The organism is Type-C symbiont of Plautia stali, from assembly GCF_059730935.1.
In genome coordinates, this window is sequence record NZ_AP035923.1 from 3,751,355 (window position 1) to 3,774,756 (window position 23,402).

Here is a 23,402-nt window from a genome sequence, read left to right on the forward strand (position 1 = left end):
GTATCCCAATCTCTCATTACAGCAAGCGTTGATAAAGATCGCGGTAGGCTTGTGCTGCCACCTGCCAACTAAAATCCATCCCCATCGCCTGGCGCTGAACATAACGCCAGAGTGAAGGACGGGACCATAAAACAAAAGCACGACGAATCGCGCGCAACAGTGACCAGGCATTGCTGTCTTCGAAGCTGAAACCGCTGGCTACGCCGTCGGCGAGGTTTTCCAGCGAGCTGTCCTGTACGGTATCCGCCAGTCCACCGGTGCGCCTGACCAGCGGCAGCGTGCCATATTTCAGGCCGTACAACTGCGTCAGACCGCACGGTTCGAAACGGCTGGGCACCATAATGACGTCCGCACCACCGACAATGCGGTGCGAGAACGCTTCGTGATAACCAATTTGCACGCCGACGCTGCCCGGATGTTCAGCGGCTGCGGCGAGGAAGCCCTGCTGCAGTTCCGCATCGCCCTGGCCCAGCAGCACCAGTTGCCCGCCCTGCGCCAGCAGTCCCGGCAGTGCTTCGAGCACCAGATCCAGCCCTTTCTGTTTGGTTAAACGGCTGATAACGCAGAACACCGGCACTTTGTCATCAACCTTCAGCCCCATGGCAATCTGCAGCTGACGTTTATTCTCCGCTTTGCTCTCCAGCGTGTCTCGGTCGTAGCGGGCGGTCAGTAACAGGTCGTGTGCCGGATCCCAGATGCCGGGATCGACGCCGTTGAGAATCCCGCTCAGCCGTCCTTCGCGCAGCCGCTGCTCCAGCAGCGCTTCCATGCCGTAGCCGAACTCCGGCCGGGTGATCTCCAGCGCATAGGTCGGGCTGACGGCAGTTATATGATCGGCATAAAACAGGCCGGCCTTTAGGTAAGAAATCTGGCCGTAGAATTCCAGCCCGTGCATTTCAAAATAGGCGCGCGGGATCTGGATTTCGTCCAGATGCCGCGCGGAAAACAGCCCCTGATACGCCAGGTTATGCACGGTAAACACCGTTTTCGCCGGACGTCCGCGTGCGGCGATATAGGCCGGAGCCAGACCGGCGTGCCAGTCGTGCGCGTGCACGATGTCCGGCTGCCAGTAAGTATCCAGCCCGCTGGCCAGCTCGGCCGCCATCCAGCCGAGCAGCGCAAAGCGCAGGTAGTTATCGACATAGGCAAACTGCGACGTATCGTGGTACGGGCTGCCGGGACGATCGTACAGTCCCGGCGCATCAATCAAATATATCCCCACGCCGTTGAAGGGCCCAAACAGCAAGCGGACCGGCCCGGCAAAGGTTTGCAGCTCCGCCACCACTTCGGTATCAGGAATCCCTTTACGCAGATCCGGAAACGCCGGAATCAGCACCCGCGTGTCCATACCTTCGGCAATTTGTGCCTGAGGCAATGCGCCGACGACATCAGCCAGTCCGCCGGTTTTTAGCAGCGGGAAAAGCTCTGAACAGACATGTAAAACCTGCATCCTGAACCCCTATTGTGTTATCGCCCGCGTTCCACGCGGCAATGTTCTTTGCCTTTCGTCACTTACTGACCCGCAGCGGCCAATTTGGCCAGCATGGCGCGCGTCACCAGTACGATGCCCTCTTCTGAACGGTAAAAACGGCGACTATCCTCATCCGGATTTTCGCCAATCACCATGCCTTCCGGAATGACGCAGGCACGGTCTATGACGCAGCGACGCAAACGGCACGATCGCCCGATAACCACATCGGGCAGCAGCACCGCCGAATCAATATTGCAAAACGAGTTAACGCGCACGCGCGGGAACAGCACCGAATTCACCACCACCGAGCCGGAGATAATGCAGCCGCCGGAGACCAGCGAGTTCATGGTCATGCCGTGACTGCCGGATCGATCCTGGACAAATTTGGCCGGCGGCAGCGGCTCCATGTGGGTACGAATCGGCCATTCATGGTCATACATATCGAGTTCGGGCGTCACCGAGGCCAGATCGAGGTTGGCGCGCCAGTAAGCTTCCAGCGTACCGACGTCGCGCCAGTAAGGTTCCGCGTTTTCGTCGTTCTGTACGCACGACAGCGTGAAGGAGTGCGCGTAGGCTTCGCCGCTGGCGACGATCTTCGGCAGCAGATCTTTACCGAAATCGTGGCTCGAGTCGGCGATCTGTAAATCCTCCTCCAGCAGCTCATAGAGGTAATCGGCGTTGAACACGTAAATGCCCATGCTGGCCAGCGCTTTGCTGTCGTCGCCCGGCATGGACGGCGGCTGCGCCGGTTTCTCAACGAAATCTATTACATTGTTGTCCGCATCGACTGCCATCACGCCAAATGCGGTGGCCTCATGCAGCGGTACGGGCAGACAGGCGATGGTGCACTTGGCGCCACGATCGGCGTGGTCGAGCAGCATGCGCGAGTAATCCATTTTGTAGATGTGATCCCCGGCGAGAATCACGATGTACTGCGCGTTGTAGCGGCGAATGATATCGAGATTCTGCGTGACCGCATCGGCGGTACCGCGATACCAGTGTTCGGTCGAGGCGCGCTGCTGCGCCGGCAGCAGATCGACAAACTCATTCATCTCTTCGTTGAACAAGGACCAGCCGCGCTGAATGTGCTGCGTCAGCGTATGTGACTGATATTGGGTGATGACGCCGATGCGCCGAATCCCGGAGTTGATACAGTTGGAGAGCGCAAAGTCGATGATGCGGAACTTGCCGCCGAAGTGCACGGCAGGCTTGGCGCGTTTGGCGGTAAGATCTTTCAGGCGCGTACCGCGCCCGCCAGCAAGGATCAGGGCAACCGTCTGTGTAGGGAGCTGGCGCGCCAGCATCAGGGGGTCGTTTCTATCTAATTTCACCATGTCTGACTCCTTATGATTGCTTTAGGAACACACACACGCCGTGTGCGGGCCCGTGCCAGACAGTTGTCAGGATGGGGTTATCTTCCCCGGCGAAAGGAGGAATGGCTCGCCATTCTCCGTCTGGTAAGGCAAGGTCACTCACCGAATCCGTGGCGTTTATCGTTAGTAACCAGCGGCCGGAGAGCAGGATCTGCAGTCTGTGCATCCCCTGTTCCCACTCATCCCTTTCCAGTGGTTTGCCGCTGGCATTCAACCACTGCACGTTGCCATCGCCCTCCTGCCACCAGCTGTCCTGCGTCAGCGCGGGAATATGCTGACGCAGCCGGATTAACGCGGCAGTGAAGTCGACCAGTCCAAAATCATCCTGTTGCCAGTTCAGCCAGGTGAGCGGATTATCCTGACAGTACGCATTATTGTTGCCGTGCTGGCTGTGACCGCGTTCGTCACCGGCCAGCAGCATCGGCGTGCCCTGCGCCAGCAGCAGCGTGGTCAGCAATGCATGCACGCTGCGCCGCCGCCGCTCGACCACATCGAAGTTGCCCTGCAGCCCTTCAAAACCATGGTTATGGCTGAAATTACTGCTGCTGCCGTCGCGATTATCCTCGCCGTTGGCCTGATTATGCTTCTGGTTATAACTCACCACGTCACGCAGCGTGAAGCCGTCGTGCGCGGTGATCAGATTAATGCTGGCGTGCGGCAGACGCGCCGCGCGCTGAAATACATCGCTGGAGCCGGCAAAGCGGCGGGCAAAATCACCGTTACTCAACTCACCGTGCAGCCAGTAGCGGCGCGCCGTATCGCGAAAATGGTCGTTCCATTCGGCGAAGCCGGGCGGAAAGTTGCCCACCTGATAGCCGCCGGGGCCGATATCCCAGGGTTCAGCGATCAGCTTCACCTGCGACAACACCGGACAGGCCTGCATGGCCACAAACAGCGGTGCATCCTGGCGATAATCCGGCGTGCGCCCGAGCACGCTGGCCAAATCGAAACGAAAGCCGTCAACGTGGCAGGTTTGCACCCAGTAACGCAGCGCGCCCAGCGCCCAGTCAAGCACCTGCGGATCGCTGAGGTTCAGCGTATTACCGCAGCCGGTCCAGTTGTGATATTCACCGTTATCGCCCAGCCAGTAATAGCTGGCGTTGTCGACGCCGCGCAGCGACAGTGTCGGGCCAATCTCTTCCAGCTCGGCGCTGTGGTTGAACACCACGTCCAGAATCACTTCAATGCCCGCCGCGTGCAGCGCTTTTACCGCCTGCTGAAACTCCTGCAGCGGCGTCTGGCCCGCTTCACCCGCCGCGTAGTGCGGATGCAGCGCCCAGAGCGCAAACGGGTTATAGCCCCAGTAGTTGCTCAGGCCGAGCCGTTGCAGGCGCGGCTCGCTGGCAAACGCGGCTATCGGCAGCAGCTCCAGCGCGGTGATACCCAGCCGGCGCAGATAGCTCACCATAGCAGGATGCCCCAGCGCCGCATATGTCCCGCGTAGCCTTTCCGGAATTTCCGGATGCTGCTGCGTCAGGCCGCGAACGTGCGCCTCGTAAATCACCGTCTTGCCCCACGGCGTGCGCGGCGCACAATCGTCCTGCCAGTCAAAATCGTCGGCGATCACCAGCGATTTGGGGGCAACGCCAGCGCTATCGGCATCATCCTGCTGCCACTCTCCACCCAGCAGGCGCGCGTCGTCTGGCACCGCGCCGCATACCGCTTTGGCACAGGGATCGACCAGCAGTTTGGCCGGATTGAAACGATGACCGCGCTCTGGCTGCCACGGTCCATGCACGCGGTAGCCATAGCGCTGCCCCGGCTTTAGCGCCGGAACATAGCCGTGCCAGATGTCACCGCTACGCGCCGGCAGAGGGAAACGCTGCTCACTCCCCTGTTCATCAAACAGGCACAGCTCTACCCGCTCCGCGTGGCGCGAGAACAGCGTAAAGTTGACGCCGCGCCCGTCATAATGGGCACCCGGCGGTACCGGCTGGCCCGCCTGGAGCATCAATCGCCCTCCCGCACCAGCCACAGCGTGGCGAGCGGCGGCAGCGTCAGGCTTAACGACTGCGCGCGCCCGTGGCTGGCGATGTCATCGGTATGGACGATACCGTGATTGCGCAGATCGCTGCCGTGATAATCATGCTGGTCGGTGTTCAGCACTTCGCGCCAGCCGCCGCGCTGATTCACGCCGAAGCGATAGTTGTGACGCGGCACCGGCGTGAAGTTACTGGCGACGATCAGTTCGTTGCCCTCGCGGTCGCGGCGTACAAATACAAAGACCGAGTTTTCGTGATCGTCGACCACCAGCCACTCGAAGCCGCTGGCATCGAAATCGAGCTGATAGAGCGGCGAAAAGTGGCGATAGCTGTGGTTCAGGTCACGTACCAGTCGCTGCACGCCGTGGTGCCAGTTATCCAGCCCCTCCAGCAGATGCCAGTCGAGGCTGGTATCGTGGTTCCACTCGCGTCCCTGAGCGAATTCGTTGCCCATGAACTGCAGTTTTTTGCCGGGAAAGCCCCACATCCAGCCGTAATAGGCGCGCAGGTTGGCAAACTTCTGCCAGGTATCACCCGGCATGCGGTCGAGTATCGACTTTTTGCCGTGTACCACTTCGTCATGCGACAGCGGCAGCACAAAGTTTTCCGTGTAGTTGTACAGCATGCCGAAGGTCATCAGCTGATGATGGTAGCGGCGATGCACCGGATCGAGCTTCATGTAGTCGAGGGTGTCGTGCATCCAGCCGAGGTTCCATTTGAACCAGAAGCCCAGGCCGCCATCTTCGGATGGCCGCGTCACGCCCGGATAATCGGTAGACTCTTCCGCCACGCTGATGCTGCCGGGTGCGGCGCGGCCCAGCGTGCGATTGGTATGGCGCAGGAAGGCGATGGCTTCGAGGTTTTCACGGCCGCCAAACTGGTTAGGTACCCACTCACCCTCTTTGCGGCTGTAGTCGCGATAGATCATCGACGCCACAGCATCAACGCGCAGGCCATCAATGCCGAAGCGCTCCATCCAGTACAGCGCATTGCCGGAGAGATAGTTGCTGACCTCGCGCCGGCCAAAGTTGTAGATCAGCGTATTCCAGTCCTGATGGTAGCCTTCGCGCGGATCGCTGTGCTCGTACAGCTCGGTACCGTCGAATTTGGCGAGGCCAAAATCGTCACTGGGGAAATGGCCCGGCACCCAGTCGAGCAGTACGTTGAGACCCGCCTCGTGCGCAGCGGCGATAAAGTGACGAAACTCATCGCGCGTGCCGAAGCGGCGCGTAGGCGCGTACATGCCGAGCGGCTGATAGCCCCAGCTGCCGTCGAACGGATGCTCGTTGATCGGTAACAGTTCGATATGGGTAAAGCCCATCTCTTTGACATAGGGCACCAGCTGTTCGGCCAGCTCTTTGTAACTCAACCAGAAATTGTTGTCGGTGTGACGACGCCACGAACCGAGATGCACCTCGTAAATGGAGATCGGCTGGTCAAAGCCGTTGGCAATTTTGCGCTGTGGCTGCATCTCCAGCTTCGGCGGCAGGCCGCAGATCATCGAGGCGGTCTGCGGGCGCATTTGCGCCTCGAAGGCGAACGGATCGGCTTTGATGCGCATCTGACCGTGCGCATCAATGATCTCGAATTTGTACAGCTGGCCGTTAACCGCGCCGGGGACAAACAGCTCCCAGATGCCGAGTTCGCGGCGGAAACGCATCGGATGGCGGCGGCCATCCCAGAAGTTAAATTCGCCCACCACCGAAACGCGCTGCGCGTTCGGGGCCCAGACGGCGAAGCGCGTGCCGGCAACGCCATCAATGGTGGTGCCGTGCGCGCCGAGCGTTTCATACGGCCGCAGGTGCGTGCCTTCGGCCAGCAGCCAGGCATCCATTTCCGCCAGCAGCGGGCCAAAGCGGTAGGCATCGTCGATCAGGTTTTGCTGGCCGTGCCAGTTGACTGCCAGCTGGTAGCGAAACAGGTTTTTACGGCGCGGGATCACGCCGCTGAAGAAGCCGCGCGAATCAAGACATTTAAGCTGGGCGCATTTGCGGCCGGTGTTGGTTTCAATCACCCAGACTTCGGATGCATCCGGTAACAGCGCACGCACTTCAAGACCTTGTGTGGTCTGGTGCATCCCCAGTACTGAGAAGGGGTCGGCATAATTCCCGGCGAAAAGGGCATTGATCGCATGGCGATCGGGAAGCTCTGACATGACTTTCTTCCTATGATTTTTTGCGCAGGCGACCGGAGAGACAGGATTGTCGCTATAGGTGCGCTGCTTTTCATGAGCCATACATACAGCAGCAAGGAAGGACACCCTCCGTGGGAAAGATCCTGGCCGTGTACAACAACTATTCCATTCGCAAAGTAAAAACAGTTAACAACCGGCACATCACTGTTAAATCATAGCTTGGGGTTGGCAGAAGCCAGGGTGGAACGCAAAAAATTGTTATCGGGCGAGCAAAAAGGGGAAGCTGATCACTTGTCGGGCGCAATTTGGGTTAAGTTTTGCACTCCCGTGGAAAGAAAAAAGGCCGGGAAACCCCGGCCTGTCTGGATTCGCGCTGCGCTTAGTCAATCAGCAAACGCAGCATGCGACGCAGCGGTTCGGCAGCGCCCCACAGTAACTGATCGCCGACGGTAAAGGCCGACAGATACTCCGGCCCCATGTTCAGCTTACGCAGACGGCCCACCGGCGTGGTCAGCGTGCCGGTCACCGCAGCAGGCGTCAGTTCACGCATGGTGATGTCGCGATCGTTCGGCACCACTTTCACCCACTCGTTGTGCGCGGCCAGCAGCTGTTCGATTTCGTTCAGCGGCACATCTTTCTTCAGCTTCAACGTGAACGCCTGGCTGTGGCAGCGCAACGCGCCGACGCGCACGCACAGGCCATCGACCGGAATGGTGTGACGGGTCGAGAGAATTTTGTTGGTCTCCGCCTGGCCTTTCCACTCTTCGCGGCTCTGGCCGTTGTCCAGCTGCTTGTCGATCCACGGGATCAGGCTGCCGGCCAGCGGTACGCCGAAGTTGTCGGTCGGCAGCGTGCCGGAACGGGTAAAGTCAGTCACGCTGCGCTCAATGTCGAGAATGGCGGAGGCCGGATTTTGCAGCGAAGTCGCAACGTGGTCGTGCAGCATGCCCATCTGGGTCAGCAGTTCGCGCATATGGCGCGCGCCGCCGCCGGAGGCCGCCTGATACGTCGCGACGGAGGCCCACTCGACCAGGTCGTTAGCGAACAGTCCGCCCAACGACATTAGCATCAGACTGACGGTGCAGTTACCGCCGACAAAGGTTTTGATGCCGCTGTCGAGGCCCTGACGAATCACCTGATGGTTGACCGGATCAAGAATAATGATGGCGTCATCTTTCATGCGCAGCGTGGAGGCCGCATCAATCCAGTAGCCCTGCCAGCCGCTCTCGCGCAGCTTCGGGTAGACTTCACTGGTATAATCGCCGCCCTGGCAGGTGATAATGATATCCAGCGCCTTCAGCGCCTCAATATCAAACGCATCCTGCAGCGCACCGGTTGACTTGCCGCCAAACGTCGGCGCAGCCTGACCCAGTTGCGAAGTGGAGAAGAAGACCGGATTGATCACATCGAAATCGCGTTCTTCGCTCATACGTGACATCAGCACAGAGCCGACCATGCCACGCCAACCAATAAAACCTACATTCTTCATTTTCTGTCCGTCTCAGGAACTCGGGCCGGGGCCTGGGTGGTGCGAAAAAAGACCAGCGCCAGCAATGCGCCAGTCTGCGTAATAATCAGGTTTACCTATGACCCACAACTCTACAAAATGCAGCACTTCTGGCAAGTGAATTAATTCGATTGCGCTAACTTTTTCAGCAGTACAACTTATAACGGCTGTGGCCGACCTGAAGGGATGGTTTACCTCTGATGACTGAAATGATATCCGCGACCATATTGTTGCTGTTGATTATGGACCCGCTGGGCAACCTGCCGATTTTCATGTCGGTGCTGAAGCACCTGGAGCCGAAGCGCCGCCGCGTGGTGCTGATGCGCGAGATGCTGATCGCCTTGATTCTGATGCTGCTGTTCCTGTTCGCCGGTGAACGCATCCTGGCGTTTCTTAATCTGCGCACCGAAACGGTGTCGATTTCCGGGGGCATCATTCTGTTTTTGATCGCCATTCGCATGATTTTCCCGTCCGGCGAGACCAGCACCAGCGGCCTGCCCGCCGGCGAAGAGCCGTTCCTGGTGCCGCTGGCGATCCCGCTGGTCGCCGGGCCCTCGCTGCTCGCCACCCTGATGCTGCTGTCACATCAGTATCCCAATCAGATGACGCACCTGGTCGGCGCCCTGCTGATTGCCTGGGGCGTCACGGTGGTGATTCTGCTGATGTCCGGCCTGTTCCTGCGTCTGCTGGGGGATAAAGGCGTCAACGCGCTGGAGCGATTAATGGGCCTGATCCTGATTATGCTGGCGACGCAGATGTTCCTGGACGGGATTCGGGTTTACCTGAAACTGTAATGTTTCGCATGCTGGCGGCGCTAATTAATAATACCAGTAATAGCATGATTCAACACATGTTATTGCCTGGTATTTAATAGACAACATTCAGGTTCACAACACGCGTTATCCGGTTTATCGTAAAATCTCTACTTTACGTGTTCTTCGACGGTGAACAGCTTGCTGTCTCTCATCATTTTTGTGGTGGTTAGAATAAAATGGCGCTGACTCTCTTATTAACATCCATAAAGAATGGATTGATTAAGACATTTGATTATAGTGGCAAAGATAGCCGCTTATGCTACATCATTTTTATAATGTTCCAGATTATCTGGTTTTGTTGTTATCTCAGTGTGTTCGCTTCATCCACGAATGAAATAGCATGGACTCCTTTACTGCTTTTCGTTCTGCCATCGCTGGCTTGTGGCAGCAGAAGAATAAACGACGCGGGATATTCACGGGGAGTGTTTATTCTTTTAATCGTTGCGCCTTATTTACTGTTTCCCTTTCTGGCTTTTCCTGCATCAGTAAAAAAAGAATAAATCGGGCTGGCCCGTGTAGGGGTTCCTGGTGCTTGCATATTTATATGAGGTGAGGATTAGTGCGCCAGTGGAATATTTTTGAATGACGATTTATGACGCCACGCTGTCCGTTGAGTGTTTGCGGTCGCCATGAATGGCGCCCCTACAAGATTATTGCGCGTTTTTACAGAGGGTGCATTTATGGGGGAACCCTTGACCGTTGAGCATTTGTGGTCGCCATGAATGGCGACCCTACAAGATTATTGCGTTTTTGCAGAGGGCGCATTTATTGCACCCTCTGCAAGGTTATCGCGTGTTTTTTGTAGGGTGCGCATTTATGCGCACCGGCATCAACAGGTCGATGGTGCGTAACCGATCGTCATTGATGGCGACCGGTACGCATGCCACGTTATTTCTGCTTCTTCTCAATCGTTTTACCCGACCAGTAACCCGCCAGCAGGGAACCGGAGAGGTTGTGCCACACCGAGAACAGTGCGCCGGGCAGTGCGGCCAGCGGTGAGAAGTACAGTTTGCCCAGCGTGGCCGCCAGTCCGGAATTCTGCATACCGACTTCCAGCGCCAGCGTGCGGCAGGTGGATTCGTCAAAGCCAAACAGCTTGCCACCCCAGTAGCCGCCGAGCAGCCCAATGGCGTTGTGCAGGATCACCGCCGCGATCACCATCAGCCCTACTGAGCCGATGAAACCCTGGCTACCCGCAACCACCGCGCTAATGATCAGCAGAATACACACCATCGAAAACGCCGGCAGATACGGCTCAACGCGGCGCACCACGCTGTTCATGGAGTGGTGAATAATCAGGCCAAGCCCAATCGGGATCACCACGATTTTGACGATGCTGAGCAGCATGCCCACCACATCGACCTGAATGTGGGTATCTACGTAGAAGCGCGTCAGCAGCGGCGTCGCGAACACGCCTACCAGTGCCGAAACCGACGAGATGGTCACCGACAGCGCCACGTCGCCCTTCGCCAGATAAATCATCACGTTCGAGGCTGTCCCGCTGGCCACGCTGCCAACCAGAATCATCCCGGCGGCCAGATCCGGCGGCATCTGGAACAGTTTCGCCAGCGCCCAGGCCGCCAGCGGCATTACCAGATAGTGCAGGAACGTGCCGGCAATCACCGGTGCCGGACGTACCAGCACGCGTTTAAAATCGTCAATGTTGAGCGTCACGCCCATGCCGAACATGATCAGCATCAGCAGGTAGGTTACCCACGGCCCGATGCCGAGGAAGGTGGACGGCGAATAATAGGCTGCAACGGACAGCAGTACGGCCCAGAGCGGAAACAGGCGGGTGAGTTTGGCGAGCATGAAGAAATGTCCTTAGCGTTTTACTTAATTGGTTTTTTGCCACAGATGAAACGGCGCGCGGGGAACGACCGCAGCGACCTGCGCCGGATCATAACATTTCATTATCATAAGCGTGGCCGACGACAGAAAATGCCTATCGGCTGCTAAAGATCGCCGGGCAGACACGGGCATTCCGCTGGCATTTGTCCGAAATAGCGTCAGGCTGAACGGCAGAGATAAAAAAAGCCGGACATTGTCCGGCTTCAGGTAACTTACGCGTCAATTAAGATTCGAACAGATTCTTATGCAGCGCGCGCACCACCTCTTCCGCGTCCGGCGTTGGCACCAGGAAGCATAGGTTGTAGCTGCTTGCGCCGTAGCAAATCATGCGCAGGTTAAACGGCTCCAGCGCGCCGAACACCTCTTTGCCGACGCCGCAGGCTTTCGACAGGTTGTTGCCGATGATCGCCACCAGCGCCAGATTCTCTTCCACTTCCACCCGGCACAGGGAAGAGAGCTCGGTCAGCAGCGCCTGGGTCAGCAGACTGTCGGCGGTGCTGGTTGAACCGGTGGTATCCAGCGTCAGCGCCACGCTCACTTCCGAGGTGGTAACCAGATCAACCGAAATACTGTGGCGCGCCAGGATAGCAAACACTTCGGCCAGGAAGCCGTGCGCGTGCAGCATGTTCAGACTGTGCAGCGTCAGCAGCGTCTGTTTGCGCCGCAGCGCCAGCGCGCGAAACAGCGGCGGATTTTTAGTCTCGTTGCAGACGCGCGTGCCGCCCGCCGCAGGATCTTTACTGGAGCCGACAAACACCGGAATATCACTGCGCACCGCCGGCAGCAGCGTCGCCGGATGCAGCACTTTCGCGCCGAAGATTGCCATCTCCGCCGCTTCTTCAAAGGTGATCTCTTCGATGCGTTTCGCCTGCGGCACCACACGCGGGTCGGTGGTGTAGATGCCCGCCACGTCGGTCCAGATATCCACACGCGTCGCCTGCAGCGCTTCGCCGAGCAGCGCAGCGGTGTAATCGCTGCCGCCACGGCCGAGCGTGGTGGTGCGGCCTTTGCCTTCGCTGCCGATGAAGCCCTGCGTGATCACCAGCGCTTCTGCGGTGCGCGGCTGCAGCTGAGCCGCTGCCAGCGTTTTCAGCTCGGCCACATCCGGCTCGGCGCGGCCGAAACGGTCGCTGGTGCGCATCACTTTGCGGACGTCAAACCACTCGGCATTTACCTGGCGCTCGCGCAGGATCTCCACGAACAGCAGGCTCGACATCAGTTCGCCGTGGCTCACCAGCTCATCGGTCAGCGCGGTCGAACGGGCTAATGCCGCCGCTTCCGCCAGCATGATGATGTTCTCCAGCATGCGATCAATCTCCTGACGGATGACGTCCGGCGACTGCAGGCGATCGATGATGGCATATTGAATCGTGCGGATTTGATCCAGCAGATAAGCGCGCTGCTCGAGTTCCTGGCCTTCAGCCAGCGAAACCAGCAGGTTAGTCACGCCCGCCGAGGCAGAGAGCACCACCAGACGGGTATTGGCATCAGACAGCACGACATCCGCGCTGCGGTTCATGGCATCGAAATCGGCAACGCTGGTGCCGCCAAATTTTGCCACGATCAACGATTGAGACATGTAACAAAACCTCGTGTCAGGTTATCTCCTCCCATTCGCGGAAGAGAAGATCGGGTAACAGCCTTGGCACAAGAGAAGAGCAGAATTGGACAGACAAGATCAGGAGATGAGTCACCAAAAGCACTTCACCTTGCGAAACGTCCGACTGCGGACGCTTCTGGTGACAACCCAGAGGATTCAGCCCCTGCAGCCGACAGCACAACACTCCGCGTGTTGCACCACCTCGGCGTCGCACCCCCTGATGTGTTCTCGCCGGATACGGATCCTCAAACACACTGCCTGGGCGACGCGCCTCTTCTGGCTTGCACCCGGAGGTGCAAGTCGCGCGCACAAAATACTGATTAATTGTTCCGCTGTCCAGCCTTGCGGCGCCGGGAAAATTCATTTTTACACTTATGCAGCGCATTGCTAAACAAACCCGGAAGCCGCCAGCCGCCTAAAGTAGTTAGCGGTGCGAAAAAACCGGTGTTTTGCTGATGCCGCGCAGAGTAATGCGCGGCGAACCGGCCGACAATCGCCGCCGGATTTACCTGAAACGCTGCGGCTGGCGTCACAAATTTTTTCCTTTCAGTTGCAACTGTGGTCATACTGAAACGCGTGCAAGCCGTAACAAATGCTCAGCATGCCGGGCCAGACAGGATGCGCCCGGATGGAATGACGGTTCTTATATCAACAAGAGTGTTGCCATGAAAAATATCAATCCGACACAAACCGCAGCCTGGAAAGCGCTGCAGCAGCATTTTGATCAGATGAAATCGGTAGAGATTGCCGACCTGTTTGCGCAGGATGCCGATCGTTTTGCGAAATTCTCTGCCACCTTTGATGATCAGATGCTGGTGGATTTCTCAAAAAACCGCATCACCCAGGAAACCCTCGACAAACTTCAGGCGCTGGCGAAAGAGACCGATCTGGCGGGCGCCATCAAATCCATGTTCTCCGGTGAGAAGATTAACCGCACCGAAGATCGCGCCGTGCTGCACGTGGCCCTGCGCAACCGCAGCAACACGCCGATCCTCGTGGATGGTAAAGATGTGATGCCGGAAGTGAACGCAGTGCTGGCGAAGATGAAAGCCTTCTCCGAGCGCATCATCAGCGGCGAGTGGAAAGGCTACACCGGCAAGCCGATTACTGACGTGGTGAACATCGGTATCGGCGGTTCAGACCTCGGCCCGTTCATGGTGACCGAAGCGCTGCGTCCGTATAAAAACCACCTCAACATGCACTTTGTTTCCAACGTTGATGGCACGCACATTGCCGAAACGCTGAAACCGCTTAGCCCGGAAACCACGCTGTTCCTCGTGGCGTCGAAAACCTTTACCACGCAGGAAACCATGACCAACGCCCACAGCGCGCGCGACTGGTTCCTGAACACCGCCGGCGATCAGCAGCACGTGGCGAAGCACTTTGCCGCGCTCTCAACCAACGCGAAAGCGGTCGGCGAATTTGGTATTGATACCGCCAACATGTTCGAGTTCTGGGACTGGGTCGGTGGCCGCTACTCACTGTGGTCCGCGATTGGTCTGTCGATCATCCTGTCCATCGGCTTCGAAAACTTCGAACAGCTGCTGAGCGGCGCGCATGCCATGGACCAGCACTTTGCGAACACGCCAGCGGAGCAAAACCTGCCGGTGCTGCTGGCGCTGATCGGTATCTGGTACAACAACTTCTTCGGTGCCGAAACCGAAGCGATTCTGCCGTACGACCAGTACATGCACCGTTTTGCCGCTTACTTCCAGCAGGGCAACATGGAGTCCAACGGTAAGTACGTCGACCGCGACGGCAACCCGGTGGATTACCAGACCGGTCCGATTATCTGGGGTGAACCCGGCACCAACGGGCAGCACGCGTTTTATCAGCTGATCCATCAGGGCACCAAACTGATTCCATGCGACTTCATTGCGCCGGCGCAGACCCACAACGCGCTGGCCGATCACCACCAGAAGCTGCTTTCCAACTTCTTTGCTCAGACCGAAGCGCTGGCGTTTGGTAAAGCCCGCGAGGTGGTAGAGAAAGAGTTTACCGATGCCGGTAAATCAGCGGAGTCCGTCGCGCATATCGTGCCGTTCAAGGTGTTTGAAGGTAACCGCCCGACCAACTCGATTCTGCTGCGTGAAATTACTCCGTTCAGCCTCGGCGCGCTGATTGCGCTGTACGAGCACAAGATCTTCACTCAGGGCGCGATTCTCAACATCTTCACCTTCGATCAGTGGGGCGTTGAGCTGGGCAAACAGCTGGCTAACCGCATTCTGCCGGAGCTGGAAAACGATGCGCAGATTAACAGCCACGATAGCTCCACCAATGGCTTAATTAATCGCTACAAATCCTGGCGTTAATTTTACCTCCAGGCTCATCAGGCGGCAGCACATGCCGCCTTTTTTTTGCTCCGATATACCGCCCCGCGGAAAATAAGCGGATTTTGCTGCCACGCTGCGGTTAGATAATTCTTAAAATGCCCTAAGGAAAATCGGAAGATGCCATCATGCGTGGCGGGCTTATCTGATAAAAAATGGATCTGATTTGTCCACCTCATCCACCTAAGCAACTGATTAAATTTGCCTTTCTATTTTAACCCTTTCAGGAAAATCTGATTATTCCTATTCCGTGCCATTTTTTAATGCAAAAGTGAAAAATGCTGCTGTGCTATAACGTCCTGCGTAAATATTCCAGCCAGCGAAAAAAGCGCAATTAAAAAAAGCAGCTAACGCCAATTCGCCTTATTTATCACCAGAAATGTCCTGCTTAATCCCCCTCTTTTTCTGGCGCTGAACTCTGGTAATTTGTTGCCCTATACTGAACGCGCCTTCAAGGCTGCCCTGAATACTTCCCCGCTGTCGCCCGGCGGCCCGGGAAACATTATTGCGCGCTGACCACGGTTAGCCAGCTGCATGCGGCCCAGCGGCCATCGGACGGCAGCGTACGGTATGACGGGTAATATCCTTCATTCACGTTTTATCAAGATGCAGGAAACGTTGTTATGAAAAAACTGATGGTTGCCGGTGCAGCCTTACTTTACGTTGCCGTTTCTTCCGCTGCGATTGCCGCACCGGAAGAAGCCGGTGCTGCAGCAGGCGCGCAGGCGGGAGCAATCTCGACCGGTGCGACCACCGCTGTGGGTATCGGCGCACTCGGTGCGTTAGTGGGTCTCGGCGTTGCCGCTGCTGGCGGTGGCGACGGTGCAAATACCGGTACAACAACCACTACCACAACGAGCACCACTCGTTGATGTAGCACCTTTAAACATAACCACACAGTCGTGTGGTTATTTTTTGTTTTTTGCCTCTATTGAGACAGGGATACACAGTGCGCCGACTCTCTTTGCTGCTTCTTTGCCTGTTGCTGCAGGCTTGCACACAAACGCAAAAAGGCCTCGAACAGACCGTAATGCTCGCCATCAGCGGTCCGGACGATGTCACCGTCAGCGATGAACAAATCGCTACTCTGCCCTATGCCAGCCTGTATGCGCGCGTCGACAACGGTCCGCGCATCTTTGTGGTGCTGGGCTACCTGGAAAACGGCCAGCAGAAATGGGTAACCCAGGATAAAGCCATGCTGGTGATGCAGCACGGCCGCCTGGTGAAAACCCTCGGCCTGCGCGACAACCTGCAGGCCGTCAGTAACCTGGCGCAGGATCCGCTGGCCGATGCGCTGCGGCTGCAAAATGGCGCGCAGTGGACGCGCGTCGTGCAGTGGCGCGAGCAGGACAACGTGCGTGCCGCCACCGCTCACTCCACCTTTCAGCGCGGCGACGATGAAGTGCTGAACCTCGCCGGCGAGCGGGTGCCCTGCCGCGTCTGGCACGAAACGGTAGAGATGGAGAGCCCCGGCGTCAGCTGGCAGAACACCTTCTGGATCGATAACCGCGACGGTACGGTGCTGCAGGCGCAGCAGATGCTGGCGGCTGACCAGTTCCCGATCGCAACCACCCTTCTGAAGCCGGCGAAATCATGAAAAAAATCAATTCTTTGCTGGCGGCATTCGCCCTCACGGCGGCCAGCCACGCGCTGGCGGATAGCCAGGTGACGGTACACCCTGCGCACGATCAGCGCAGTTTCCAGATCGATCATGCCAGCACGCTTAGCGAACTGGTAACGAACCCGGCGCTGCACAGCTGGTGGCCGGGCACGGTGATTGCCGAACGCGGTGCGACCGCCGTGGCGCAGCAGCAGCACGCTCAGCTGCTCGCGGATCTGCGCGCCTGGCAGGCCGACAGCGGTACTTCACTGGCCGCAACCATCGGCAGCGTAATTCAGCAGCTCAGCGCCCTGCAGGTTACCGGGCGCCAGTTTACTTCGCTCGATCCCGACTGGGTGCGGCTGCGTCCGGAAGCCAACCGTAAACTGCAGGGCAGCTACGACCTGTACATCGTGGCAGCGCCGACGCAGGTACGGGTGATGGGCGCACTCAGCCATCCCGGCAGTGAGAGCTGGCAGCCAGGACGCACAGTGCGTGACTACCTCGCGCCGCATGCGCGTTTATCGGGTGCCGAACGCAGCGTGGCCACGGTGATTGCGCCGTCAGGTGAGACGCAACAGGTGCCGATCGCTTACTGGAATCAGCGGCATGTTGAAGTCGAGCCTGGCAGCACCATCTGGCTGGGCTTTTCCACATGGAGCCTGCCCTGGGGCCAGCCTGATTTGAATGCGCGCATGCTTTCCGTTCTGACTCACCGGATGCCAGACTGATGAAAAAACAATTACTCCTCAGCCTGTTGGCTGCTTCTGTCGCCGCCGCATGCCAGGTGCAGGCGGAAACCTGGCCGCAACCGGTCGGTCCTTCACAATCTGATTTTGGCGGCGTGGGCCTGATGCAAACGCCGACCGCGCGCATGGCAAAAGAGGGCGAATTTAGCCTGAACTTCCGCGATAACGATCAATATCGTTACTATTCTGCGTCATTGCAGCTGTTCCCGTGGCTGGAAACCACGGTGCGCTATACCGACGTACGCACCCGCCGCTATAGTGCGGTGGAAGGCTTCAGCGGCAACCAGAGCTATAAAGACAAAGCCTTCGACCTGAAGCTGCGCCTGTGGCAGGAGAGCTTCTGGCTGCCGGAAGTGGCGGTCGGCTCGCGCGATTTGGGCGGTACCGGCCTGTTCGACAGTGAATATCTGGTGGCGAGTAAAGCCTGGGGACCGTTTGATTTCAGCCTCGGGCTGGGCTGGGGCTATCTCGGCAACAGCGGCACCATCAAAAACCCGTTCTGCTCCTACAGCGATAGCTTCTGCAGCCGCACCGGCGGCGGTTCGGCGGGTTCCATTAACGGCTCGCAGATGTTCCACGGTCCAGCGGCACTGGTTGGTGGCATCGAATACCAGACGCCGTGGCAGCCGCTGCGTCTCAAGCTGGAGTATGAAGGCAACGATTATCAGGACGATTTTGCCGGCCGGCTGGAGCAGCGCAGTAAGGTCAACGTTGGCGCAATCTATCGCCTTACCGACTGGGCGGATATCAACGCCAGCTACGAGCGCGGCAATACCTTTATGTTTGGCGTGACCGTGCGCACCAACTTTAATTCGTTACACCAGTCGCACCTTGATAGCGCAAAACCGGCTTATCAGCCACAGCCGCAGGGCGATCTGCTGCAGCCGACGGTGGTCGCTAATCAGCTTACCGATCTGAAATACAATGCCGGACTGGATGGTCCGCGCATCCAGACCAAAGGCCGCACGCTTTACGTTTCCGGTGAGCAGACCAAATATCGCGACACGCGCGAAGGCGTTGACCGCGCTAACCGCATCATCATGAACAATCTGCCGGCTGGCATTGATACGATTGAAGTCACCGAGTCGCGCTTTAACATGCCGCAGGTCACCACGCGCACCGATGTGGCCAGCCTGAATAACGAACTGCGCGGCTATCCGCTCGGCCACGAGCAGCCGCTGCAGCAGACGCGTGAAGAACCGATCGATCCGGGCACCACCGAACAGGGCTATTTCATCCGTAAGGATCGCCTTAACTACAGCCTGTCGCCGGTGCTGAACCAGTCGGTCGGCGGTCCGGAAAGCTTCTACATGTATCAGCTCGGCGTAATGGGCAATGTCGATTACTGGCTGACCGATCACTGGCTGATTGGCGGCAGCCTGTTTGGCAACATCGCCAATAACTATGACAAGTTCAACTACAACGGCGCGCCAGCCGACTCGACGCTGCCGCGCGTGCGCACCCACATTCGCGACTACGTGGAGAACAACGTTTACGTGAATGATCTGCAGGCCAACTACATGCGCTATCTCGGCAATGGCTTCTACGGCCAGGTGTACGGTGGCTATCTGGAAACCATGTACGGCGGCGTGGGCGGCGAGCTGTTGTATCGCCCGGTGGACAGCAACTGGGCTTTCGGTCTCGATGCGAACTACGTGAAGCAGCGTGACTGGGACAACATGATGCAGTTCACCGATTACAAGGCGCCCACCGGGCACCTTACCGCTTACTGGCGTCCGTGGTTCATGCAGGATGTGCTGGTGAAAGCCAGCGTCGGTGAATATCTGGCGAAGGACAAAGGGGTCACGCTGGATGTGTCGAAGCGCTTTGACAGCGGCGTGATGGTCGGCTTCTACGCCACCAAAACCAACGTGTCAGCCGAAGCGTATGGCGAAGGGGATTTCACCAAAGGTTTCTATATTTCGATTCCGATGGATCTGTTTACCGTCACGCCAACCCGTGGCCGTGCGCAGGTGAACTGGGTGCCGCTGACGCGTGACGGTGGTCAGATGCTGGGCCGTAAGTACCAGCTGTACGATCTGACCGCCGATCGCGATGCGCGTTTTAATTAAATTGCAGCGCGGGGTTAAACCCGCGCCATTTAACGGTGCGCATTAATGCGCACCCTACGTGAACCATGTAGGGTCGCCATTGATGGCGACCGCCTGCCAGCATTTCATTGCGCGCGCTCTGCGCCGGCAATTCATCAATCCGCGTCGTAGCCTAAATTCGGTGCCAGCCAGCGTTCCACGTCGCTGACGCTCATGCCTTTACGCGCCGCGTAATCTTCCACCTGGTCGCGCTGAATCTGCGCCACGGCGAAATATTTACTCTCCGGATGACTAAAATACCAGCCGGACACCGCGGCACCGGGCCACATGGCAAAAGATTCAGTCAGTTTCATGCCGGTGTGATGCTCCACATCCAGCAGCTGCCAGATTTGTGCCTTCTCGGTGTGTTCCGGACAGGCCGGATAGCCCGGCGCCGGGCGAATGCCCTGGTAATTTTCGCGAATCAGCTCGTCGTTGCTGAGATTTTCATGGGCGGCATAGCCCCAGATCACCTTACGCACGCGCTCATGCAGATATTCGGCAAACGCCTCCGCCAGGCGATCCGCCACCGCTTTCACCATGATTTTGTTGTAATCATCGTGCTGCTGGTCGAACGCCGCCGCCAGCGCATCCTCCTCCAGCCCGCCGGTGACGGCAAACGCGCCGAGATAATCCGCTTTACCACTGGATTTCGGCGCCACGAAGTCCGCCAGACAGTAGTTGGCGAAGTCGGTTTTTTCCGTTTGCTGGCGCAGATGATGGCTGACGCACAGCACCTCGCGCCGGGTCTCGTCACGGTAGATTTCAATGTCGTCGCCGACGCGGTTAGCCGGGAAAATGCCGACCACGCCGCGCGGCCTGAGCGTGCCCTGCGCGCTGAGGTTATCCAGCATCGCATTGGCATCGGCAAACAGCCGTGTGGCTTCTTCGCCCACCACCTCATCTTCCAGGATACGCGGATATTTGCCGGCCAGCGACCAGGTCATAAAAAACGGCGTCCAGTCGATGTAGTTGCGCAGCGTATCGATACTGGCCTCCACTGCGCTGACGCCGGTGCGATGCGCCACCGGTGGCGTGTAGCGTTGCCAGTCAATGACGTAATGATTATCGCGCGCGGCCTGTAGCGTGACCGGCGGCGTGCGCGGCTTTTTACGCGCGTGCTGAATCCGCACGGTTTCGTACTCTTTACGCGTGCGCGCCACAAACGCCTCTTTCAGCGTGGGCGACAGCAGCGATGAGACCACGCCGACGGTGCGCGAGGCGTTCTGCACATAGACCGTCGGGCCGCTGTAATTCTGCTCAATCTTCACCGCCGTGTGCGCTTTCGAGGTGGTGGCCCCGCCAATCAGCAGCGGCAGCGTAAAGCCCTGGCGCTCCATCTCTTTCGCCACGTTCACCATCTCGTCGAGCGACGGGGTAATCAGGCCGGAAAGTCCGATGATGTCGGCGTTTTCCTCACGCGCGGTTTTCAGGATTTTGTCGCCCGGCACCATCACGCCCAGGTCGATGATTTCGTAGTTGTTACACTGCAGCACCACGCCAACAATATTTTTGCCGATGTCGTGCACGTCGCCTTTTACCGTCGCCAGCACGATTTTACCGTTGCTGCGGCCGGCCTCTTTGCTCGCCTGGATAAAGGGTTCGAGGTAGGCCACCGCCTGCTTCATCACGCGCGCCGATTTCACCACCTGCGGCAGAAACATTTTGCCCTCGCCAAACAGATCGCCGACCACATTCATGCCGGACATCAACGGCCCTTCAATGACTTCAATCGGCCGTGCCGCGGCCTGGCGCGCCTCTTCGGTGTCCTGCTCGATAAACTCGGTGATGCCTTTCACCAGCGAATATTCCAGCCGCTTCACCACGTCCCAGCTGCGCCATTCGGCCTGCTGCTTGTCCTGCTCACCCTCGCCTTTGTTGCCGCGATACTTCTCCGCCAGCGCCAGCAGTCGCTCGGTGCCATCGTCGCGCCGGTTGAGGATCACGTCCTCAACCGCATCGCGCAGCTCCGCCGGCAGATCGTCATAAATTGCCAGCTGACCGGCGTTGACGATGCCCATGTCCATGCCGTTGCGGATGGCGTAGTAGAGGAACACCGCGTGAATCGCCTCGCGCACCGGTTCGTTACCGCGGAACGAGAACGACACGTTGGAGACGCCGCCGGAGATCATCGCGTGCGGCAGTTCGCGTTTGATGTCTTCACAGGCACCGATGAAATCCATCGCGTAGTTGTTGTGCTCTTCGATGCCGGTGGCGACGGCAAAGATATTGGGGTCGAAAATGATGTCTTCCGGCGGGAAACCGACTTCTTCGGTGAGGATGTGGTAGGCGCGGCGGCAGATCTCAATTTTGCGCGCGCGGGTATCCGCCTGGCCCACTTCGTCGAACGCCATCACCACCACCGCCGCGCCGTAGCGCCGCACTTTGCGCGCGTGCGCAATAAACGGCTCGATGCCCTCTTTCATCGAGATGGAGTTGACGATGCCTTTGCCCTGAATGCACTGCAGGCCTTTCTCAATCACCTCCCATTTCGAGGAGTCGATCATGATCGGCACACGCGCAATATCGGGCTCACCGGCAATCAGATTGAGAAAGCGCACCATGGCCGCTTCCGCATCCAGCATGCCTTCATCCATATTGATATCGATAATCTGCGCGCCGTTTTCTACCTGCTGGCGCGCCACGTCCAGCGCTTCGTTGTACTTCTCTTCTTTAATCAGGCGCTTAAATTTGGCCGAGCCGGTCACGTTAGTGCGCTCACCCACGTTGACGAACAGTGAATCGGCCTGAATATTGAGCGGTTCGAGGCCAGACAAACGGCAGGCGACGGCTATTTCCGGTAGCGGCCGCGGTGGCACGCCCTCGACCGCTGCCGCCATCGCCGCAATGTGCTGCGGCGTGGTGCCACAGCAGCCACCGATAATGTTGAGGAAACCGGCGCGCGCCCACTCGCCAATCTGCGCCGCCATCGTCGCCGCATCAAGGTCATATTCGCCGAAGGCATTCGGCAGACCGGCGTTGGGGTGGGCGCTGACATAGCCTTCGGCAATGCGCGACAGCTCCTGCACATACTGGCGCAGTTCGTCCGGGCCAAGCGCGCAGTTGAGGCCGAACGACAGCGGCTCCGCGTGGCGCAGTGAGTTGTAGAATCCTTCCGTGGTCTGGCCGGAGAGCGTACGGCCTGACGCATCGGTAATGGTACCGGAGATCATCAGCGGCAGCGTCACGCCCATCGCTTCCATCTCACTCTGTACCGCATAGATCGCCGCTTTGGCATTCAGGGTATCGAACACCGTTTCGATCATGATGATGTCAGCACCGCCGCTAATCAGCGCATGGGTCGATTCGCGGTAGGCGTCCACCAGCTGATTGAAGGTGATGTTACGAAACGCGGGATCGTTGACGTCAGGCGAGATCGAGCAGGTGCGGTTGGTCGGGCCGAGCACGCCAGCAACGTAGCGCGGGCGATCGGGCGTTTTTGCCGTCCACGCGTCGGCGCAGGCGCGCGCCAGTTTCGCCGCTTCGAAGTTAATCTCCGCCGACAGCGCGGCCATTTCATAGTCGGCCATGGCAATCGGGGTGGCGTTGAAGGTGTTGGTTTCGAGAATATCCGCGCCAGCCGCCAGGTAAGCATCGTGGATTTCGCGAATGACGTCCGGCTTACTCAGCACCAGCAGGTCATTATTGCCCTTCACATCGCACGGCCAGTCAGCGAAGCGGCTGCCGCGAAAATCCTGCTCATCCAGTTTGTAACTCTGGATCATGGTGCCCATACCACCGTCCAGAATCATGATGCGTTGTGCCAGCTGCTGCTGTAGCGTTGCGGTTTTATTGCTCACTCTTGCCCCATCCACGTCATTACGCTGGCTAAATGCCAGCCAGTCATACTGGCACAACTTTCAAATGAGCAAAAGTCACCCGTTTGCGGCCACCGGCGGC

General features: G+C 58.2%; 16 protein-coding genes and 1 riboswitch. Of the genes, 7 read left to right on the forward strand and 9 right to left on the reverse strand.

Annotated elements, in window-relative coordinates; genetic code table 11:
- Nucleotides 1-16: 16 nt before the first annotated feature.
- The 5 genes from glgA to asd form a co-directional block, all read right to left on the reverse strand.
- A complete protein-coding gene (gene glgA / locus AC6I7J_RS17715) occupies nucleotides 17-1,450 on the reverse strand; it encodes a glycogen synthase GlgA (protein WP_058757589.1) in 1,434 nt (477 codons plus the stop codon).
- A 62-nt stretch (nucleotides 1,451-1,512) separates the two neighbouring features.
- On the reverse strand, nucleotides 1,513-2,805 hold the full coding sequence (glgC, locus tag AC6I7J_RS17720; RefSeq protein ID WP_058757590.1) for a glucose-1-phosphate adenylyltransferase: 1,293 nt from the start codon (nucleotides 2,803-2,805) through the stop codon (nucleotides 1,513-1,515).
- Nucleotides 2,806-2,815: 10 nt separating this feature from the next.
- Nucleotides 2,816-4,795 carry a glycogen debranching protein GlgX gene (gene glgX / locus AC6I7J_RS17725; RefSeq protein ID WP_152391573.1) on the reverse strand — a complete coding sequence of 660 codons (1,980 nt, stop codon included), beginning with the start codon at nucleotides 4,793-4,795 and terminating at the stop codon, nucleotides 2,816-2,818.
- A complete protein-coding gene (glgB, locus tag AC6I7J_RS17730) occupies nucleotides 4,795-6,981 on the reverse strand; it encodes a 1,4-alpha-glucan branching enzyme (protein WP_058757592.1) in 2,187 nt (728 codons plus the stop codon). The genes glgX and glgB overlap by 1 nt, the downstream gene beginning before the upstream one ends.
- 358 nt (nucleotides 6,982-7,339) lie before the next feature.
- Entirely contained in the window at nucleotides 7,340-8,449 is a 1,110-nt protein-coding gene (gene asd / locus AC6I7J_RS17735; protein WP_059009874.1) for an aspartate-semialdehyde dehydrogenase, read from the reverse strand.
- 218 nt (nucleotides 8,450-8,667) lie between these two features.
- Here asd and AC6I7J_RS17740 point away from each other — a divergent pair, with 218 nt between their 5' ends.
- A complete protein-coding gene (locus tag AC6I7J_RS17740) occupies nucleotides 8,668-9,261 on the forward strand; it encodes a YhgN family NAAT transporter (protein WP_031279795.1) in 594 nt (197 codons plus the stop codon).
- A 197-nt stretch (nucleotides 9,262-9,458) separates the two neighbouring features.
- A complete protein-coding gene (locus tag AC6I7J_RS17745) occupies nucleotides 9,459-9,782 on the forward strand; it encodes a DUF805 domain-containing protein (protein WP_498006317.1) in 324 nt (107 codons plus the stop codon).
- 388 nt (nucleotides 9,783-10,170) lie between these two features.
- On the opposite strand, the gene panS is transcribed toward AC6I7J_RS17745, so the two are convergent.
- From panS to AC6I7J_RS17760, 3 genes are all read right to left on the reverse strand, one after another.
- Nucleotides 10,171-11,094 carry a ketopantoate/pantoate/pantothenate transporter PanS gene (gene panS, locus AC6I7J_RS17750; protein WP_021508027.1) on the reverse strand — a complete coding sequence of 308 codons (924 nt, stop codon included), beginning with the start codon at nucleotides 11,092-11,094 and terminating at the stop codon, nucleotides 10,171-10,173.
- Nucleotides 11,095-11,356: 262 nt separating this feature from the next.
- Nucleotides 11,357-12,712 (reverse strand): lysine-sensitive aspartokinase 3, encoded by a 1,356-nt coding sequence (lysC, locus tag AC6I7J_RS17755; RefSeq protein WP_021508028.1) that lies wholly within the window; start codon nucleotides 12,710-12,712, stop codon nucleotides 11,357-11,359.
- 110 nt (nucleotides 12,713-12,822) lie between these two features.
- Nucleotides 12,823-13,017: riboswitch (Lysine riboswitch) on the reverse strand.
- A 36-nt stretch (nucleotides 13,018-13,053) separates the two neighbouring features.
- The gene (locus AC6I7J_RS17760) at nucleotides 13,054-13,299 is read right to left on the reverse strand and encodes a hypothetical protein (protein WP_125309290.1); all 246 of its coding nucleotides are present in this window, start codon (nucleotides 13,297-13,299) and stop codon (nucleotides 13,054-13,056) included.
- 99 nt (nucleotides 13,300-13,398) lie between these two features.
- On the opposite strand from AC6I7J_RS17760, the gene pgi reads away from it, so the two are divergent.
- The 5 genes from pgi (at nucleotide 13,399) to AC6I7J_RS17785 (ending at nucleotide 19,484) form a co-directional block, all read left to right on the forward strand.
- Entirely contained in the window at nucleotides 13,399-15,045 is a 1,647-nt protein-coding gene (pgi, locus tag AC6I7J_RS17765) for a glucose-6-phosphate isomerase (protein ID WP_021508030.1), read from the forward strand.
- Between the two features lie 641 nt (nucleotides 15,046-15,686).
- Nucleotides 15,687-15,935: an exopolysaccharide production protein YjbE gene (yjbE, locus tag AC6I7J_RS17770; RefSeq protein WP_021508031.1), complete on the forward strand. Its 249-nt coding sequence runs from the start codon at nucleotides 15,687-15,689 to the stop codon at nucleotides 15,933-15,935.
- A 77-nt stretch (nucleotides 15,936-16,012) separates the two neighbouring features.
- Nucleotides 16,013-16,660 (forward strand): YjbF family lipoprotein, encoded by a 648-nt coding sequence (locus tag AC6I7J_RS17775; protein ID WP_125309294.1) that lies wholly within the window; start codon nucleotides 16,013-16,015, stop codon nucleotides 16,658-16,660.
- The gene (locus AC6I7J_RS17780) at nucleotides 16,657-17,394 is read left to right on the forward strand and encodes a capsule biosynthesis GfcC family protein (RefSeq protein ID WP_058757595.1); all 738 of its coding nucleotides are present in this window, start codon (nucleotides 16,657-16,659) and stop codon (nucleotides 17,392-17,394) included. Before AC6I7J_RS17775 ends, AC6I7J_RS17780 begins: the two co-directional genes overlap by 4 nt.
- Nucleotides 17,394-19,484 carry a YjbH domain-containing protein gene (locus AC6I7J_RS17785; RefSeq protein WP_498006320.1) on the forward strand — a complete coding sequence of 697 codons (2,091 nt, stop codon included), beginning with the start codon at nucleotides 17,394-17,396 and terminating at the stop codon, nucleotides 19,482-19,484. The genes AC6I7J_RS17780 and AC6I7J_RS17785 overlap by 1 nt, the downstream gene beginning before the upstream one ends.
- Before the next feature lie 134 nt (nucleotides 19,485-19,618).
- Here AC6I7J_RS17785 and metH read toward each other — a convergent pair whose 3' ends face one another.
- Nucleotides 19,619-23,302 (reverse strand): methionine synthase, encoded by a 3,684-nt coding sequence (gene metH, locus AC6I7J_RS17790; protein ID WP_278707987.1) that lies wholly within the window; start codon nucleotides 23,300-23,302, stop codon nucleotides 19,619-19,621.
- Between the last annotated feature and the right edge of the window lie 100 nt (nucleotides 23,303-23,402).

Excerpts from the sequence above, each read along its gene's own strand:
- glgA (WP_058757589.1), bottom strand. The coding sequence starts at position 1,450 with ATGCAGGTTTTACATGTCTGTTCAGAGCTTTTCCCGCTGCTAAAAACC.
- glgC (WP_058757590.1), bottom strand. The coding sequence starts at position 2,805 with ATGGTGAAATTAGATAGAAACGACCCCCTGATGCTGGCGCGCCAGCTC.
- glgX (WP_152391573.1), bottom strand. The coding sequence starts at position 4,795 with ATGCTCCAGGCGGGCCAGCCGGTACCGCCGGGTGCCCATTATGACGGG.
- glgB (WP_058757592.1), bottom strand. The coding sequence starts at position 6,981 with ATGTCAGAGCTTCCCGATCGCCATGCGATCAATGCCCTTTTCGCCGGG.
- asd (WP_059009874.1), bottom strand. The coding sequence starts at position 8,449 with ATGAAGAATGTAGGTTTTATTGGTTGGCGTGGCATGGTCGGCTCTGTG.
- AC6I7J_RS17740 (WP_031279795.1), top strand. The coding sequence starts at position 8,668 with ATGACTGAAATGATATCCGCGACCATATTGTTGCTGTTGATTATGGAC.
- AC6I7J_RS17745 (WP_498006317.1), top strand. The coding sequence starts at position 9,459 with ATGGCGCTGACTCTCTTATTAACATCCATAAAGAATGGATTGATTAAG.
- panS (WP_021508027.1), bottom strand. The coding sequence starts at position 11,094 with ATGCTCGCCAAACTCACCCGCCTGTTTCCGCTCTGGGCCGTACTGCTG.
- lysC (WP_021508028.1), bottom strand. The coding sequence starts at position 12,712 with ATGTCTCAATCGTTGATCGTGGCAAAATTTGGCGGCACCAGCGTTGCC.
- AC6I7J_RS17760 (WP_125309290.1), bottom strand. The coding sequence starts at position 13,299 with ATGACCACAGTTGCAACTGAAAGGAAAAAATTTGTGACGCCAGCCGCA.
- pgi (WP_021508030.1), top strand. The coding sequence starts at position 13,399 with ATGAAAAATATCAATCCGACACAAACCGCAGCCTGGAAAGCGCTGCAG.
- yjbE (WP_021508031.1), top strand. The coding sequence starts at position 15,687 with ATGAAAAAACTGATGGTTGCCGGTGCAGCCTTACTTTACGTTGCCGTT.
- AC6I7J_RS17780 (WP_058757595.1), top strand. The coding sequence starts at position 16,657 with ATGAAAAAAATCAATTCTTTGCTGGCGGCATTCGCCCTCACGGCGGCC.
- AC6I7J_RS17785 (WP_498006320.1), top strand. The coding sequence starts at position 17,394 with ATGAAAAAACAATTACTCCTCAGCCTGTTGGCTGCTTCTGTCGCCGCC.